General features: G+C 71.6%; 16 protein-coding genes. 2 read left to right on the top strand and 14 right to left on the bottom strand.

Annotated features, from left to right (window positions below):
* Nucleotides 1-7: 7 nt before the first annotated feature.
* From JYA75_RS23420 to sigE, 3 genes are all read right to left on the bottom strand, one after another.
* Nucleotides 8-1459, bottom strand: a complete 1452-nt coding sequence (locus tag JYA75_RS23420; protein ID WP_185713927.1) for a trypsin-like peptidase domain-containing protein — start codon at nt 1457-1459, stop codon at nt 8-10.
* Nucleotides 1460-1649: 190 nt separating this feature from the next.
* On the bottom strand, nt 1650-2003 hold the full coding sequence (locus tag JYA75_RS23425; protein WP_185713676.1) for a zf-HC2 domain-containing protein: 354 nt from the start codon (nt 2001-2003) through the stop codon (nt 1650-1652).
* A gap of 16 nt (nt 2004-2019) precedes the next feature.
* A complete protein-coding gene (gene sigE / locus JYA75_RS23430) occupies nt 2020-2646 on the bottom strand; it encodes an RNA polymerase sigma factor SigE (RefSeq protein ID WP_006938796.1) in 627 nt (208 codons plus the stop codon).
* A gap of 244 nt (nt 2647-2890) precedes the next feature.
* Here sigE and JYA75_RS23435 point away from each other — a divergent pair, with 244 nt between their 5' ends.
* A complete protein-coding gene (locus tag JYA75_RS23435; protein ID WP_006938797.1) occupies nt 2891-3520 on the top strand; it encodes an O-methyltransferase in 630 nt (209 codons plus the stop codon).
* 19 nt (nt 3521-3539) lie between these two features.
* Here JYA75_RS23435 and glgC read toward each other — a convergent pair whose 3' ends face one another.
* Complete coding sequence (glgC, locus tag JYA75_RS23440) at nt 3540-4754, bottom strand: glucose-1-phosphate adenylyltransferase (protein ID WP_037200697.1); 1215 nt, start codon at nt 4752-4754, stop codon at nt 3540-3542.
* Between the two features lie 87 nt (nt 4755-4841).
* On the opposite strand from glgC, the gene glgA reads away from it, so the two are divergent.
* Nucleotides 4842-6017, top strand: a complete 1176-nt coding sequence (gene glgA, locus JYA75_RS23445) for a glycogen synthase (protein ID WP_050034862.1) — start codon at nt 4842-4844, stop codon at nt 6015-6017.
* Nucleotides 6018-6027: 10 nt separating this feature from the next.
* On the opposite strand, the gene JYA75_RS23450 is transcribed toward glgA, so the two are convergent.
* The 10 genes from JYA75_RS23450 to dapE all read right to left on the bottom strand — a co-directional run bounded on the left by JYA75_RS23450 (nt 6028) and on the right by dapE (nt 14523).
* Nucleotides 6028-6879 carry a putative RNA methyltransferase gene (locus tag JYA75_RS23450; RefSeq protein ID WP_050034861.1) on the bottom strand — a complete coding sequence of 284 codons (852 nt, stop codon included), beginning with the start codon at nt 6877-6879 and terminating at the stop codon, nt 6028-6030.
* Between the two features lie 112 nt (nt 6880-6991).
* Entirely contained in the window at nt 6992-7159 is a 168-nt protein-coding gene (locus tag JYA75_RS23455) for a DUF3117 domain-containing protein (RefSeq protein ID WP_003936084.1), read from the bottom strand.
* Between the two features lie 123 nt (nt 7160-7282).
* The gene (locus tag JYA75_RS23460) at nt 7283-7879 is read right to left on the bottom strand and encodes a DNA-3-methyladenine glycosylase I (RefSeq protein ID WP_006938803.1); all 597 of its coding nucleotides are present in this window, start codon (nt 7877-7879) and stop codon (nt 7283-7285) included.
* Between the two features lie 2 nt (nt 7880-7881).
* Nucleotides 7882-8262, bottom strand: a complete 381-nt coding sequence (locus tag JYA75_RS23465; protein ID WP_006938805.1) for a DivIVA domain-containing protein — start codon at nt 8260-8262, stop codon at nt 7882-7884.
* Between the two features lie 42 nt (nt 8263-8304).
* Nucleotides 8305-9222 carry a glucosyl-3-phosphoglycerate synthase gene (locus JYA75_RS23470; protein ID WP_029542464.1) on the bottom strand — a complete coding sequence of 306 codons (918 nt, stop codon included), beginning with the start codon at nt 9220-9222 and terminating at the stop codon, nt 8305-8307.
* On the bottom strand, nt 9219-10100 hold the full coding sequence (gene folP / locus JYA75_RS23475) for a dihydropteroate synthase (RefSeq protein ID WP_029542462.1): 882 nt from the start codon (nt 10098-10100) through the stop codon (nt 9219-9221). Before folP ends, JYA75_RS23470 begins: the two co-directional genes overlap by 4 nt.
* A gap of 59 nt (nt 10101-10159) precedes the next feature.
* The gene (locus tag JYA75_RS23480) at nt 10160-11932 is read right to left on the bottom strand and encodes a long-chain-acyl-CoA synthetase (protein WP_006938811.1); all 1773 of its coding nucleotides are present in this window, start codon (nt 11930-11932) and stop codon (nt 10160-10162) included.
* A gap of 70 nt (nt 11933-12002) precedes the next feature.
* On the bottom strand, nt 12003-12590 hold the full coding sequence (locus JYA75_RS23485) for a TIGR00730 family Rossman fold protein (RefSeq protein ID WP_006933997.1): 588 nt from the start codon (nt 12588-12590) through the stop codon (nt 12003-12005).
* On the bottom strand, nt 12584-13390 hold the full coding sequence (locus JYA75_RS23490) for a TIGR00730 family Rossman fold protein (protein WP_006933996.1): 807 nt from the start codon (nt 13388-13390) through the stop codon (nt 12584-12586). Before JYA75_RS23490 ends, JYA75_RS23485 begins: the two co-directional genes overlap by 7 nt.
* Before the next feature lie 56 nt (nt 13391-13446).
* Nucleotides 13447-14523, bottom strand: a complete 1077-nt coding sequence (gene dapE / locus JYA75_RS23495) for a succinyl-diaminopimelate desuccinylase (protein ID WP_006933989.1) — start codon at nt 14521-14523, stop codon at nt 13447-13449.
* Between the last annotated feature and the right edge of the window lie 53 nt (nt 14524-14576).

Here is a 14576-nt window from a genome sequence, read left to right on the forward strand (position 1 = left end):
CCGACGGTCAGTCGGACTGCGGGGTCACCTGCACGTCCACGAGACGGCCCGAGCGGACCAGCTGCACCGTCACCGGCTCGCCGATCTTCTGGGCGTGGACCGCGACGACCAGCTCGTCCGCGCTGGTGACCTCGCGGTCCCCGACCTTGACGATCACGTCGCCCTCGACGATCCCGGCCTGCTGCGCGGGGCTGCCCTCCTGCACGTTGGCCACCTCGGCGCCGCTGGCGACGTCGTTGACGACGCTGCGGGCGTTGACGCCGATCTCCGGATGACGCATCGCGCCGGTGCGGATCAGTTCCTGGGTGACGGCGGTGACGTCGTCGATGGGAATGGCGAACCCCAGACCGACGGAACCGCCGGTCTCGGTCTTGATGGCCGAGTTGATGCCGATGACGCGGCCCTCGGCGTCGACGAGCGGGCCGCCGGAGTTGCCGGGGTTGATGGAGGCGTCGGTTTGCACCGCGTCGATCACGGCGTCGGTGTCGGTGCCCTGACCGCCCAGGCGCATCGGCCGGTTGAGGGCGCTGACGATGCCGCGGGTGACGGTCTTGCTCAACCCGAGCGGCGAACCCACGGCGATGACGTCCTCACCGACCTGCACGTCCCCGGAACGGCCCAGTTCGGCGACCGTGAGGTTGTCCACGTCGACGGAGAGCACTGCCAGGTCGGTCTTGATGTCGCGCCCGACGATCTGTGCGGGCACCTTGGTGCCGTCGTTGAAGGTGACCTGGATCTTCGCGTCCGGACCGGTCGCGGCCATCGAGATCACGTGGTTGTTGGTGACGATGTATCCGGCACCGTCGATCACGACACCGGACCCGGTGCCGGACTCGTCGCCGACGGTGACCTGGATGGAGACGACGGCGGGCAGCACCGCGTCGGCCACGCGGGCCACCTGCCCGGTCGGCAGGTCGCCGCCCTGCTCCACCTGGGCCAGCGTCACGCTGCGGCTGGTGAGAGAGCCGGTGTCGGACGTGATCAGCGCGACGACGAGACCGCCGATCATGCCGATGGTCAGCGCGACCGCCGCCAGCGTCGCGAGGGCGCGGGTCTCGATCCGACCGCCGAAGAGAACTTCCCGCAGCGTGAGCTTGGGGGCGGGCGGCAACGGGCGCTCATCGCGGGCCTGCGCAGGCGCGCCCAGGCGCACGTTCGTCGTGGGGTCGCGCCACGGGTCGGGCTCGGGGCCGTCCGCATCGGTCTCGGCGTCCGGGTCGGCCGGGGGCCGCTGCAGGATCTCGGAGGTGCCCACGGGTCGGCCGAATGCCTCGGCCAGCACCGGATCGGCGGGCGCACCGTGGCCGACCCGCGGCTCCGCGGCCCGTTCCTCGGCGGACCGGCCGAACGAGCCCGTCGTACCGGCCGGCCGGCCGAAGACGCTGCTGGCGGCGGCGTCGACGTCCGGGCGATAGACCGGGCGGGGCTGCAGGCGCGGGGCGTCGGCGCGGTGCGACACGCCCGGCGCGGGAGCGCCGTCCGTGTCCGACGTCGAGGCGACCCGACGCTCGGACTCCACTGATTCCGCTGTCACGCGTGCCCGTCTCCCCCGTGTCCGTCAGTCACGGTGCCCAGTATCACCGATGGCACCGGCGGCACCGCCACCGACCGTCGCGGGTCGATCACGGCGCGGAAGGACGCGAACACCGTCAACGGCGCCAACGGATCGGCCAGCGCCGCCCGGCGGGCCAGGACTGGTCGGCCGCCAGCACTCCCCCGAAGCCGGGCGCGGACAGGTCCTGGTGGTGCTGCGGGATGTCGGCGAGGGCACCCAGGAGGGAACTCGGCATCGGGGGCGGCGCCATCCGGGCGGCGTCGCGCAACGCGCGCCGGGCCTGCTGCTGGGCCTCGACCTCCGTGGCGCACTCCGGGCACACGGCCAGGTGCTCGGCCGCCCGGAGATACGCGTTCATCCGCAGTTCGCCGTCCACGTACGCTGCCACAGCCTCACTCGCCAGGTGCTCCGTGGAACCGAACCGGCGGGTCGGGTGTGCCCTCGTCATGAAATCCTCCTGGCGGCTACCCCGCATCGACTCGACCGACTTCGACCTTCCCATGCTCGCGCAGGTGCTCACGCAGCGCCTGCCGTCCGCGATGGATGCGGCTGCGCACCGTGCCGAGCTTGACTCCCAGTGTGGCACCGATCTCCTCGTAGGACAGGCCTTCGATGTCACACAGGACGACAGCAGCACGATAGTCCGGCGCCAGCGAGTCCAGGGCGGACTGCAGGTCGGCGCCGAGCCGGGCGTCGTGGTAGATCTGCTCGGGGTCGGGGCCCTCGGAGGGCACGCGGTCGTAGTCCTCGGGCAGCGCCTCCATACGGATGCGGTTGCGGCGCCGGACCATGTCGAGGAACAGGTTGGTGGTGATGCGGTGCAACCAGCCCTCGAAGGTGCCCGGCTGGTAGTTCTGCAGCGAGCGGAAGACCCGGATGAACGTGTCCTGGGTGAGGTCCTCGGCGTCCTGCGCGTTTCCGGACAAGCGATAGGCGAGCCGGTACACCCGGTCGCCGTGCTCGCGCACCAGCTCGTCCCACGACGGCATCACCGCACGGTCACCGGTGGCGTCGAACACTGCCGTGCCGGTGAGCTCGACGTCGGCCGTGGGCTCGGCGTCGGGGCTGGGTAGCTGGGGGGAATCGGCCATGTGGATCGCTGGATCCTCCTCTTCGGGACCGCTGATCGTGGGTGTCGGTGTCTTCGTCCAACACCCGAGGGCGCCGGCTTGTTCCCGGTACCCCGATCGCGCTGTCGGTGCGGTCTGATGTGGTATCTACACCCTCACGCACGGGGATGTGGTGCCGATATGAGCAACCTGAGCATCGCCTGAGAATCCACCCGCCGTGCGCGCCTGCCTGCGACCGGCCCCCGGCGACGATAACCTCACTGGGGTGCACACGAATGCCGAACGGATCCTGGCCCACGTCGAGAACGTCACCGAGGACGAGAACCTCGCCCTGGCGCGTGAGCGTGCCCTCGATCTCGGCGCAGATCCGATCCCGGCAGCAGTGGGCGCGGCCCTGGCGATGTTCACCCGCATGCTCGACGCACGGACGGTCGTCGAGGTCGGCACCGGCGCCGGCGTCAGCGGACTCTGGCTGCTGCGGGGCCTGCGCGAGGACGGCGTCCTCACCACCATCGACAGCGAGCCCGAGCATCAGCGTGCCGCCAAGACCGCGTTCCGGGAGGCCGGCGTCACGGCGTCCCGCACCCGGCTGATCAACGGGCGCGCGCTGGACGTGCTGCCGCGGCTGGCCGACTCTGCCTACGACCTGGTCTTCGTCGACGCCACCCCCGCCGATCATCCGCACTACGTCCGCGAGGGCGTGCGGCTGTTGCGACCGGGCGGGGTCATCGTGCTGCACAACGCGCTGCTCTGCGGCCGGGTCGCGGACCCGGGCGAGCGTGACTCCGCCGTCCTCGCCGTCCGAGAGGCGACGCGGGCCGTGGTGACCGACGAGCGTCTCGCACCGGTGCTGCTGCCGGTGGGCGACGGGCTGCTCTGCGCCGCCAAGCTCTAGGCCCCGGCGCACGCCCCGATCAGATCCACACGCCCTTGCCGATGGCGACGACGCCGCCGCTGCTGACGGCGAAGCGCTGCCGGTCGCGTTCGAGGTCCACGCCGATGATCTCGCCGTCGCCGACGACGACGTTCTTGTCGAGGATCGCGCGCCGCACGACCGCGCCCTTGCCGATGCGCACGCCCGGCATCAGGACACTGCCCTCGACGGTGGCGCCGTCCTCGATCATGACGTTGGAGCTGAGCACCGAGTTGCGGACGGTGGCGGCCGACAGGATGCTGCCCGATCCGACGATCGACTCCTGCGCGAGACCGCCCTGGACGAATTTCGCCGGGGGCCACATCTCGGAGGCGCCGCGGATCGGCCAGCGCCGGTTGTAGAGGTTGAAGATCGGGTGCACCGACACCAGGTCCATGTGCGCGTCGTAGAACGCGTCGAGGGTGCCGACGTCGCGCCAGTAGCCACGGTCGCGTTCGGTGGCGCCCGGCACGACGTTGTCGTTGAAGTCGTAGACGTGCGCGGCGCCCTGCGCGACGAGGGCGGGGATGATGTCGCCGCCCATGTCGTGGTCCGAGTCCGGGTTCTCGGAGTCCGCCCGCAGCGCCTCCACCAGCACCTTGGTGGTGAAGACGTAGTTGCCCATCGAGGCGAAGGTGACGTTGGGATCGTCCGGGGTGCCGGGCGGGTGCGCGGGCTTCTCGAGGAACTGGGTGATGCGGCCCTGCTCGTCGGTGTCGATGCAACCGAACGCGAACGCCTCGCTGCGGGGTACCCGGATGCCGGCGACGGTCACGCCCGCGCCGGACTCGATGTGCTGGCTCACCATCTGCTCCGGGTCCATCCGGTAGACGTGGTCGGCGCCGAACACCACGATGTACTCCGGATCCTCGTCGTAGACGAGGTTGAGCGACTGGAGGATGGCGTCGGCGCTGCCGGTGTACCAGCGCGGCCCGAGCCGCTGCTGCGCCGGCACCGGGGTGATGTACTCGCCGGTGAAGCCCGACAGGCGCCAGGTCTGGGAGATGTGCCGGTCCAGCGAATGGGACTTGTACTGGGTCAGCACGCAGATCCGCAGGAACCCGGCGTTGACCAGGTTGCTCAGCACGAAGTCGATCAGTCGGTAGGCACCGCCGAACGGTACCGCCGGTTTCGCGCGGTCCGCCGTCAGCGGATACAGGCGTTTGCCCTCGCCGCCGGCGAGCACGATTCCAAGCACATGGGGCTGGCTCCTCACACAGTCAACCTATCCGCCACCCCCCTCCGCCGCCAGCGAAGAGGCCCATCGGTGGCCGGAACGTCACGCGCCGGATAGTTTGATCCGGTGCGGGTGGCAATGATGACGCGGGAGTACCCGCCGGAGGTCTACGGTGGTGCCGGCGTGCACGTCACCGAATTGGTTGCGCAGTTGCGCCGGCTGTGCGAAGTCGACGTGCACTGCATGGGGGCGCCCCGCGAGGGCGCCTTCGTCCACGGACCCGACCCCGAACTGGCGGGCGCCAACCCGGCGCTGACGACGCTGTCCGCCGAGCTGCGGATGGCGCACGCCGCGAGCGGTGCCGGCGTCGTCCACTCCCACACCTGGTACACCGGCCTCGCGGGGCATCTCGCCGCCGAGCTGTACGACGTGCCGCACGTGCTGACGGCACATTCGCTCGAACCGCGCCGGCCGTGGAAGGCCGAGCAGCTGGGCGGCGGCTACCGCGTCTCCTCGTGGTCCGAACGCAACGCGGTCGAGCACGCGGACGCGGTCATCGCGGTCAGCGCTGGGATGCGCCTCGACGTGCTGGACGCATATCCGTTCGTCGACCCGGCCCGTGTGCACGTGGTGCGCAACGGCATCGACACCGGGGTGTGGCACCCGGGGCCGGCCGAGCCGGGCGAGCCGTCCGCCCTGGAGAAGATCGGGGTGGACCCCGATCGGCCGATCGTCGCGTTCGTCGGGCGCATCACGCGCCAGAAGGGCGTCGGGCACCTCATCGCCGCCGCCCACGATGTGGACCCCGGGATTCAGCTGGTGCTGTGCGCCGGCGCGCCGGACACCCCGGAGATCGCCGCCGAGACCGAGCAGGCGGTGGCCGAACTCGAGCGCCGGCGCGGCAACGTCTTCTGGGTCCGCGAGATGCTCCCCACCGAATCGGTCCGTGAAATCCTTTCCGCGGCATCAGTTTTCGTGTGCCCGTCGGTGTACGAGCCGCTGGGTATCGTGAACCTCGAGGCGATGGCCTGCGAGACCGCTGTCGTCGCGTCGGACGTCGGTGGCATCCCCGAGGTCGTCGAGGACGGGGTCACCGGCCGGCTCGTGCACTACAACTCCTACGAGCCGCGGGCGTACGAGCAGGCGCTGGCCGCGGCGATCAACGAGGTCGCCGGCGACGCCGCCCTGGCTGCGGAGATGGGCCGGGCCGGACGGGTGCGGGCCATCGCGGAGTTCTCCTGGGCGCAGATCGCGCGGCAGACCCTCGCGGTGTACCAGGAGGTCGCCGCCGCGCGGCACTGAGCGTCCCGGCTCAGTGCGTCGCGCGCCGTTCCCACACGGTGACGGTCACCGAGGCGGTCACCGGGAACGGCTCCGGCAGCCCCGAGACCAGCTCCGCCAGCCGCTCGGCGGTCAGGTGGTGCCCCGAGGGCCCCATGCCGGCCAGCTGTCCGAGTGCCGGACGGTCGAGCTCCAGGGTGTACTGCACGTCGGCGCGGTCGACCCGCTCGAACGCGCCGGACAGGGCCGCCCCGAGCCGCTCGGTCTTGCGCTCGTCCACCTGGAGCATGCCGGGCAGGGCCACCAGCTCGCGCAGGTGCGACGGGGTGGGGGCCGCGACGACGAGCACGCCGCCCGGCGCGAGGACCCGGTGCGTCTCGGCGGCGTTGCGCGGCGCGAAGACGGACAGCACGTGGCTGAGGACGCCGCTGCGGATCGGCCACTGCCGCCACACGTCGGCGAGCACGGCCCCGACGCGGGGATGGCTGCGGGCGATGCGCCGGACCGCGGGCTTGGACACGTCGAGCCCGACGCCGCGGCTGCCCGGCAGCGCGTCGAGCACCGCCGCGAGATACCGCCCGGTGCCGGCGCCCACCTCGAGGACGCGGGCGGTGCCGTCGCCGCCGGGACGCTCGGCACAGGCGCGGGCGACGGCGTCGCGCAGCGGATCGTAGTGTCCCGCCTCGAGGAAGTCCGCCCGCGCGGCGATCATCTCCGCGGTGTCGCCGGTGAACCGCGTCGCGGCCCCGGTGAGGAGGCTGACATACCCCTGGCGGGCGACATCGAAGCTGTGCCCGGCCTCGCACAGCAGCACGCCGTCGTCGAGATCGAGTCCGCGCTCGCACTGCGGGCAGGCGAGCAGATCGGTCACCGCGTCGAGCACGGGCAGTCCTTCCGAGAAACGAAGAGCACCGGAGTACGAACAGCAACGGGCCCCGCGCACCGTGGAGCGCGGGGCCCGGAGAACCCGGCGAATCGTCGCCGGGTGCCGACACCTAGCTGGTGACGCCCTTGAGCTCTTCGCCGAGCGCTGCAGCTTCCTCCGGCGTGAGTTCGACGACCAGACGTCCGCCACCCTCGAGTGGAACCCTCATGACGATTCCTCGTCCCTCTTTGGTTGCTTCGAGGGGACCGTCCCCGGTCCGGGGCTTCATGGCCGCCATCCTCTGCTCCCTCCAAATCTGCGCTCGACTCTTGCGCGCGTGGGTTACCGTGGGGGCCTCGTCGGAATTCGACGAGGCTCGCCACATCATTCTTCCCTATCCGGCCGACCGCCGGGTAGCTGACTATGCCCTAATGTGGCCGGAAACTGGTCGAACGTCCGTCTCGACCCAGCAGTCGGCGAGGTGATCGTCGACCATGCCGGTGGCCTGCATGAGCGCATACGCCGTGGTAGGACCGACGAACGCGAAGCCGCGCCGCTTCAGTTCGCGGGCCATCGCCGTCGACTCCGGTGTCACCGCCGGCACCTCCGCCACGGAGCGGAACCGCCGGGCGCGCCGCGCCGGCGCGAACGACCACAGCAGCGCGTCGAGGTCCGTGCCCTCCAGGTCGAGCACCGCCCGGGCGTTGGCGACCACCGCCTCGACCTTGCGCCGGTTCCGGACGATGCCGGCGTCGCCGAGCAGGCGAGCGACGTCGTCGTCCGTGTAGCGGGCGACCACCTCGACGTCGAACCCCGCGAACGCCGACCGGAACGCCTCCCGCTTGCGCAGGATCGTCAGCCACGACAGCCCCGACTGGAACGCCTCGAGGGCAAGGCGCTCGAACAGCTCGTCGCGCCCGTGCAGCTCGCGGCCCCACTCCTCGTCGTGGTAGTCCCGGTACAGCGTGGACCCCGGCGGATCCACCGCCCACGGACAGCGCACCCGGTCCTCGTCCATCGCTACTCCCCCCTGTCCGAGCGGTCCCCTGCGGCCTCTGCCGCAACGGATGCGTCGGCCTGCCCCACCGCGGCGTCGCCACCGGGCGTGCCCCGCTCGGCGTCCTCGTACGCGGCGAGCCTGGCCCGCAGGTCGTCGATCTCGTGCGAGAGCCGGTCGAGCGCCCAGTCCACCTCGGCGGTCTTGTAGCCCCGCAGCACCTGCTGGAAACGCAGATCCCGGACGTCCGCGCCGGTCACGTCGGTGACCGGCAGGGCCGTGGCGGTGGTGCCCGGCGGGATCGGCGCCAGGGTCTCCCCGCGGCCGAACACCGCGCTCGCCACGAGGAACAGCACCGCGCCGACGACCACCATGACGAGCAGGTAGAGCAGAACCGTCAGCATGTACCGATCTTGGCACGGGCCACCGACAGGGCGCCCGGGGCGTCAGGCCACGGTGGCGGCCGGGGGCCGGTCCGCGAGGCTGACCTCCGTGGTGACGGGGACGAACGCGTCGCCGTCCACCAGGAACTGGGTCAGGCCCGCCCCCGAGTCGGGGATCCCACAGCGAGCGAGCATGGTGCCGACGATCTGCCGGCTCATCACCCCCAGCTCCCCGAGCGGCCGGTTCCGGTGCTTGCGCACGCCGAGGTTGACCTGGGCGATCGCGCCGATCCCGAGCCGGTCGTAGGTGTCGAGCAGCAGCCCGATCTCGACGCCGTAGCCGGGCGCGAACGGCACCGCCGACAGCAGTTCCCGGGTACCGGCGTACTCGCCGCCCAGCGGCTGCAGCACGCACGTCAGCTCCGGCCGCAGCGCCGCGAGCAGCGGCCGCGCCACCAGTTCCGTGACCCGCCCCCCGCCGTTGGCCTCCTCGGCGCCGCTGACCCGGAGCGGGCGGCGGTAATAGCCCTTGACCAGGTGGATTCCGTCGCCGGTGAGCAGCGGTCCGAGCAGCTTGGGGACGAACGCCGGATCGGGGTCGAGCAGGTCCGAATCCACGAACGCGATGAGATCACCCGTGGTGGCCGCGACGGAGCGCCACAGCACCTCCCCCTTGCCCGGCACCGGGGCGAGGCCCGGCACCGCCTCTTCCCGGGAGAGGACGCGGGCGCCGGCGCTGCGGGCCCGCTCCGCCGTGCGGTCGGTGGACCCCGAGTCCAGCACGATCAGCTCGTCGACCAGCCCGCCGAGCAGCGGATGGATGGTGTCCACCACCCCCGCGACGGTCGTCTCCTCGTTGAGCGCGGGCAGCACCACCGACACGGTTCGGCCCCGCTTCGCGCGTTCGAGTTCGGCGATGCTCCATCCGGGCTCGTCCCAGCTGTTCGCCTCGGCCCACGGCCGGGTCATCGCGGTGCTCATGCCAGCCCCCTGACGGTGCGCGCCGGGGGGCGCGTTCCGACGACGGCCGCCACCATGTCGACCACGCGACGGGTCGCCGCCACCTCGTGCACCCGAAACATCCGCGCGCCTGCCGCGGCCGCAAGTGCTGTCGCTGCCAATGTGCCCTCCAACCGGTCGGCGAGTTCCACCCCCAGAGTCTCCCCGATGAAGTCCTTGTTGCTCAGCGCCATGAGCACGGGCCACCCGGTATTTACGAGAACGTCCACGTGCCGCAACAACTCGAGGCCGTGGAAGGTGTTCTTGCCGAAATCGTGGGTCGGATCGATGAGGATGGCGTCGCCGGGCACCCCGGCCTTCGCGGCCCGCTCGGCCGCGGCGACGATCTCGCGCGTCACCTCGGCGACGACGTCGGTGTAGCGCACGCGGTGCGGCCGGGTGCGCGGGACCGCACCTCCGGTGTGCGAGCAGACGATGCCCGCGCCGAGTTCGGCCGCGACGGTCACCAGTTCCGGATCGGCACCCGCCCACGTGTCGTTGATCAGATCCGCCCCCTCCGCCACCGCGCGCCGCGCGACGTCGCTGCGCCAGGTGTCGACGCTGATGAGCAGCCCGGGGTGGCGGGCCCGGATCGCCGCGACGAACGGCACCACCCGCCGGGTCTCCTCCGCCGCGTCGACCACCTCGCCGGGGCCGGCCTTCACGCCGCCGATGTCGACGAGGTCCGCGCCCTCGGCCACGGCCCGATCCACGGCCGCCATCGCAGCGTCGTCGGTGAAGGTCGCGCCCCGGTCGTAGAACGAGTCCGGAGTGCGATTGACGATCGCCATCACCAGGGCCCGGTCGGTGGCGACCGGGCGGCCGCAGAGGGTCGGCGAGACGGTGACGGAGGCGGTCATGATTTCCATCCTGGCACGCACCCGCGGGCGGGCCCGGGCAGGAACCGGCCCAGCGGGAGTCAGCCCGCCGGCAGCTCGCCCCCGGCGACGGCCTCGACGTAGCCGTCGTACGCGGGCCGGTAGCCCTCCTCCGGCCCGGTGAGCACGTAGACGGGGTCGTCGCCGGTGTCGGCGTAGCCCTGCTTGCGCAGGTCCACCTTGCGGCTCTTGAACGTCGAGGTGTGCTCGAGTTCGCCGACGACACGGACGAAGAGCGGCACCGCGTACGACGGCAGCGCCCGGTACAGCTGCGCCGCGAGCGCGGTGCCGTCGAACTCGGCCCCGTCGTGGAGCGTGATCGCGGCCATGCCGGCCCGGCCGTCGGTGCCGGGGATCTCGACCCCGTAGACCACTGCCTGCGAGATCGACTCGTTCGCCGACACGGCCGCCTCGACCTCGGTGGTGGCGACGTTCTCGCCCTTCCACCGGAAGGTGTCGCCGAGGCGGTCGACGAACGCGACGTGCATGAAGCCCTGGCTGCGGACGAGGTCGCCGGTGTCGAACCAGGTGTCGCCGTCCTCGAAGCCGTCGCGCACGAGTTTGGACTCGCTCGCCTCGGGATCGGTGTAGCCGTCGAACGGGGCACGGTCGGTGACCTTCGCCAGCAGCAGGCCCACCTCGCCGCGGCCGACCCGGCGCAGCCGGCCGTCCGGTCCGCGGAGCGCCTTGCCGGTCTCGTGGTCGTAGTCGACCACTGCGTACGGAAGCGGGCAGACACCCGCGGTGCGCGGCTGGTTGAGCGCGTTGACGAACGCGATGTTGCACTCGCTGGCGCCGTAGAACTCGGCGACGCGGGCGATGCCGAACCGCTGGGTGAACTCGGTCCAGATCTCGGACCGCAGTCCGTTGCCCACCATCAACCGGATGCCGTTGTCGCGGTCGTCCGGCGACGGTGGCTGGTTGAGCAGGTAGCGGCAGATCTCCCCGATGTAGACGAACGCCGTCGCGCCGTTGCGCTTCGCGTCGGCCCAGAATCCGGTGGCGGAGAACTTGCGGCCGAGCGCGAAGGTGGCGCCGGCGGCGAGCACCGACGACAGCGACACGGTGAGGGCGTTGTTGTGATACAGCGGCAGGCAGCAGTACAGGGTGTCGTCGCGGCGCAGCCGGACGCCCAGGCTGCCCAGGCCCGACATGGACTTCAGCCACCGGAAATGGGTCATCCGGCTGGCCTTGGGCATGCCGGTGGTGCCCGAGGTGAAGATGAAGAAGGCGGTCTCCTTCGCCTGCAGGCGGTCGGTGACGGCGGGGTTCGCGGAGTCGGCGGCGACGGCGAGGTCGTCGAGTTCGCCGACGCGCAGCACCTTTCCGGCCGGCGGCGCCCCGTCGAGGGACTCCAGGGCCTCCTCGCATTCCTCCCCGACCACGAGCACCCGGCTGTCGAGCAGGCCGAGGCTGTGCGCGAGCACCTCGCCGCGCTGATGGTGATTGAGCATGCCGGCCGCGGCACCGAGCTTGACCGTGGCGAGCGCGACGAGCAACGCCTCCGGACGGTTCTTCATCAGCACGCCGACGACGTCGCCGGTGCGCACACCCTGCGCGGTGAGCACGGCGGCGTAGCGGTTGACCTGGGCGTTGGCGTCGCCGTAGCTGAGGGCGTCGCCCTCGAATCGCAGGAACGGCCGGTCCGGGTTCCGCTCCGCGAGGCGCTGGAACACCGACCCGATCGTCTCGCGCGCGTCCGGCCGCCGGATGAGACCCCGCGCGCCGCGTAGCAGGCTCGGTGCGTCGGGCAGCATTCGCGGAAGCTGGGTGGCGAGACCCACCAGGGAGATCGTCGAGCCGGACTCGGTCATGGCATCCTCGGTTACTGGCGGACAGGAACTTACTGCAGAGTAAGCAACCTCGGCGCGAAGCGGAAGCCCCTCACCCGGCGCAGCGGTCGAGGGCGTCGTCGATGTCGCCGGTGACCTGCAGGCCGTCGAGCGCGTGGCGGTTGACGAAGCCGGTCGGCACCATCGCCTCGAGCCAGTCGAGCAGCCCCCGGTAGTGCCCCACCGGGTCGAGCAGCACCACCGGCTTGGCGTGCATGCCCAGATAGCCGGCCGTCCACGTCTCGAACAATTCCTCGAGGGTGCCGATCCCGCCGGGCAGCGTGACGAACGCGTCGGCGCGCTCCTCCATCGCCTGCTTCCGCTGGCGCATCGTGTCCGTGACGATCAGCTCGTCGGCGTCGACGTCGGCGACCTCGCGGTGCACCAGCGCCTTGGGGATCACACCGACGGTGTGCCCGCCGGCGGCGCGCGTCGCCTGGGCGAGCGCACCCATCATCGACACGTTGCCGCCGCCGGAGACGAGCTGCCAGCCGCGCCGTCCGATGGCGGTCCCCACCGCCGCCGCGAGCTCGAGGTAGGACTCGTCGACCGGCCCGGAGGCGCAGTACACGCACACCGCCCGCGCCTCGACGGTGCGCTCGCCGCCGATGCCCTCGAACGGATGGAAACCGCTCACCACGCCCCGCCCCCTCCGTACAGCGCCGACTCGTCCTGCCCGCGATGGGCGTCGACGACGATCTGCACCGCCTCCTCCACGCTGTCGGTCAGGTACAGCAGATCGAGGTCGCTCGGTGAGATCCGGCCCTCGCCGACCATCGCGTGCCGGATCCATTCGAGCAGCCCCGCCCAGTAGTGGGTGCCCAGCAGCACGATGGGGAACCGGGTGATCTTGTGGGTCTGGACCAGCGTGAGCGCCTCGAACAGCTCGTCGAGCGTGCCGAAACCGCCGGGCAGGCAGACGAAGGCCTGGGAGTACTTCACGAACATCGTCTTGCGGGCGAAGAAGTAGCGGAAGTTCAGTCCGAGGTCGACCCATTCGTTGAGCGCCTGCTCGAACGGCAGCTCGATGCCCAGTCCGACGGAGAACCCGCCCGACTCGCTCGCGCCCCGGTTGGCCGCCTCCATCGCCCCCGGCCCACCGCCGGTGACAACCGCATAGCCCGCCGCGGCCAACGCGGCCCCGAGGGCACGGCCGGTGACGTACTCGGGGTGGTCGACGGGGGTGCGGGCAGAGCCGAAGACCGCCACCGCGCGCGGCACCTCCGCCAGCGCACCGAAACCCTCCACGAACTCGCTCTGGATGCGCAGCACCCGCCACGGATCGGTGTGCACCCAGTCGGAGGGGCCCCTCCGGTCCAGCAGTCGCTGGTCCATCGTCGTGGTCTCGGTCGCCCGGTCCCGGCGCAACTGGACGGGACCGCGGTGCACCACATCGGCACTCGCACGGTCGCGGGATCCGGGGTCGGTGTCGCGCGCCATGCGCCCAGATTAGGGGATGCCGCCGGGCCGCCCCGGCCGATGCCCCGCATCGTGCATCAGGCGGCCAGATACCTCCGCAGCGTGCCGGCGACCTCCGTGATCTGCTTCACGGGCACGTGCTCGTCGCGCTTGTGCGCGAGGTTCGGATCGCCGGGACCGTAGTTGACCGCCGGGATCCCCAGCGCCGCGAAGCGCGCGACGTCCGTCCATCCATACTTGGCCCGGAACCGGCCGCCGGCCGCGGCGACGAGGTCCGCGGCGGCGGGGTGGGCCAGGCCGGGCAGCGCGCCGGGCGAGCTGTCGGTGAGCTCGAGGGTGACGTCGAGACCGTCGAGCACCTCCCGCACGTGCGCGAGAGCCTGCTCGACGGTGCGGTCGGGCGCGAACCGGAAGTTGACGTCGAGGTCCGCGGCGTCGGGCACCACGTTGCCGGCGACGCCGCCGGCGATCCGTACCGCGGACAGACCCTCGCGGTAGACGCAGCCGTCGATGTCCACCGATCGCGGTTCGTAGGCCGCGAGCCGCTCCAGCACCGGGGCCAGCCGGTGGATCGCATTGTCACCCAGCCAGGACCGCGCCGAATGCGCGCGCATCCCGGTCGCCGAGATCCGCACCCGCAGGGTGCCCTGGCAGCCCGCCTCGATCTGCCCGGCCGTCGGCTCGCCGAGGATCGCCACGTCCGCGTCCAGCCAGTCCCGCAGGTCCCGCTCGATGCGGCCGAGACCGTTGTAGGCCGCGGCGATCTCCTCGCAGTCGTAGAAGACCAGCGTCAGATCGTGCGCCGGGTCCGCGATGGTGGCGGCCAGGTGCAGGAACACCGCGTCGCCCGACTTCATGTCGGCCGTGCCGCAGCCGTACAGCAACTCCCCGTCGCGCCGCGACGGCACGTTGTCCGCGATGGGCACGGTGTCGAGATGCCCGGCCAGCAGCACCCGGCTCGGCCGGCCGAGCCGGGTCCGCGCGAGGACCGCGTTGCCGCTGCGGACGATCTCGAAACCGGTGGTCTGCTCGCGCAGCGCCTGTTCGACGGAGTCGGCGATCACCGCCTCGTCCTGCGAGACACTGGGGATGTCGACCAGCGCAGCGGTCAGCTCGATCGGATCGGCGTGCAGGTCCAGGCGCGGTGCAGACATGCAAGAACAATACGTGGAGCGATTTCCCAGGCCGCCGGTGCGAACGACGACGC

The sequence above is a fragment of the Rhodococcus sp. PSBB066 genome (assembly GCF_017068255.1).
Classification (GTDB): domain Bacteria; phylum Actinomycetota; class Actinomycetes; order Mycobacteriales; family Mycobacteriaceae; genus Rhodococcus; species Rhodococcus aetherivorans.

Excerpts from the sequence above, each read along its gene's own strand:
- JYA75_RS23480 (WP_006938811.1), bottom strand. The coding sequence starts at position 11,932 with ATGACCGAGTCCGGCTCGACGATCTCCCTGGTGGGTCTCGCCACCCAG.
- JYA75_RS23465 (WP_006938805.1), bottom strand. The coding sequence starts at position 8,262 with ATGCTGACGGTTCTGCTCTACCTGCTCGTCATGGTGGTCGTCGGCGCG.
- JYA75_RS23470 (WP_029542464.1), bottom strand. The coding sequence starts at position 9,222 with ATGAGCACCGCGATGACCCGGCCGTGGGCCGAGGCGAACAGCTGGGAC.
- JYA75_RS23490 (WP_006933996.1), bottom strand. The coding sequence starts at position 13,390 with ATGGCGCGCGACACCGACCCCGGATCCCGCGACCGTGCGAGTGCCGAT.
- JYA75_RS23460 (WP_006938803.1), bottom strand. The coding sequence starts at position 7,879 with ATGGACGAGGACCGGGTGCGCTGTCCGTGGGCGGTGGATCCGCCGGGG.
- JYA75_RS23425 (WP_185713676.1), bottom strand. The coding sequence starts at position 2,003 with ATGACGAGGGCACACCCGACCCGCCGGTTCGGTTCCACGGAGCACCTG.
- JYA75_RS23455 (WP_003936084.1), bottom strand. The coding sequence starts at position 7,159 with ATGGCGGCCATGAAGCCCCGGACCGGGGACGGTCCCCTCGAAGCAACC.
- folP (WP_029542462.1), bottom strand. The coding sequence starts at position 10,100 with ATGACCGCCTCCGTCACCGTCTCGCCGACCCTCTGCGGCCGCCCGGTC.
- sigE (WP_006938796.1), bottom strand. The coding sequence starts at position 2,646 with ATGGCCGATTCCCCCCAGCTACCCAGCCCCGACGCCGAGCCCACGGCC.
- dapE (WP_006933989.1), bottom strand. The coding sequence starts at position 14,523 with ATGTCTGCACCGCGCCTGGACCTGCACGCCGATCCGATCGAGCTGACC.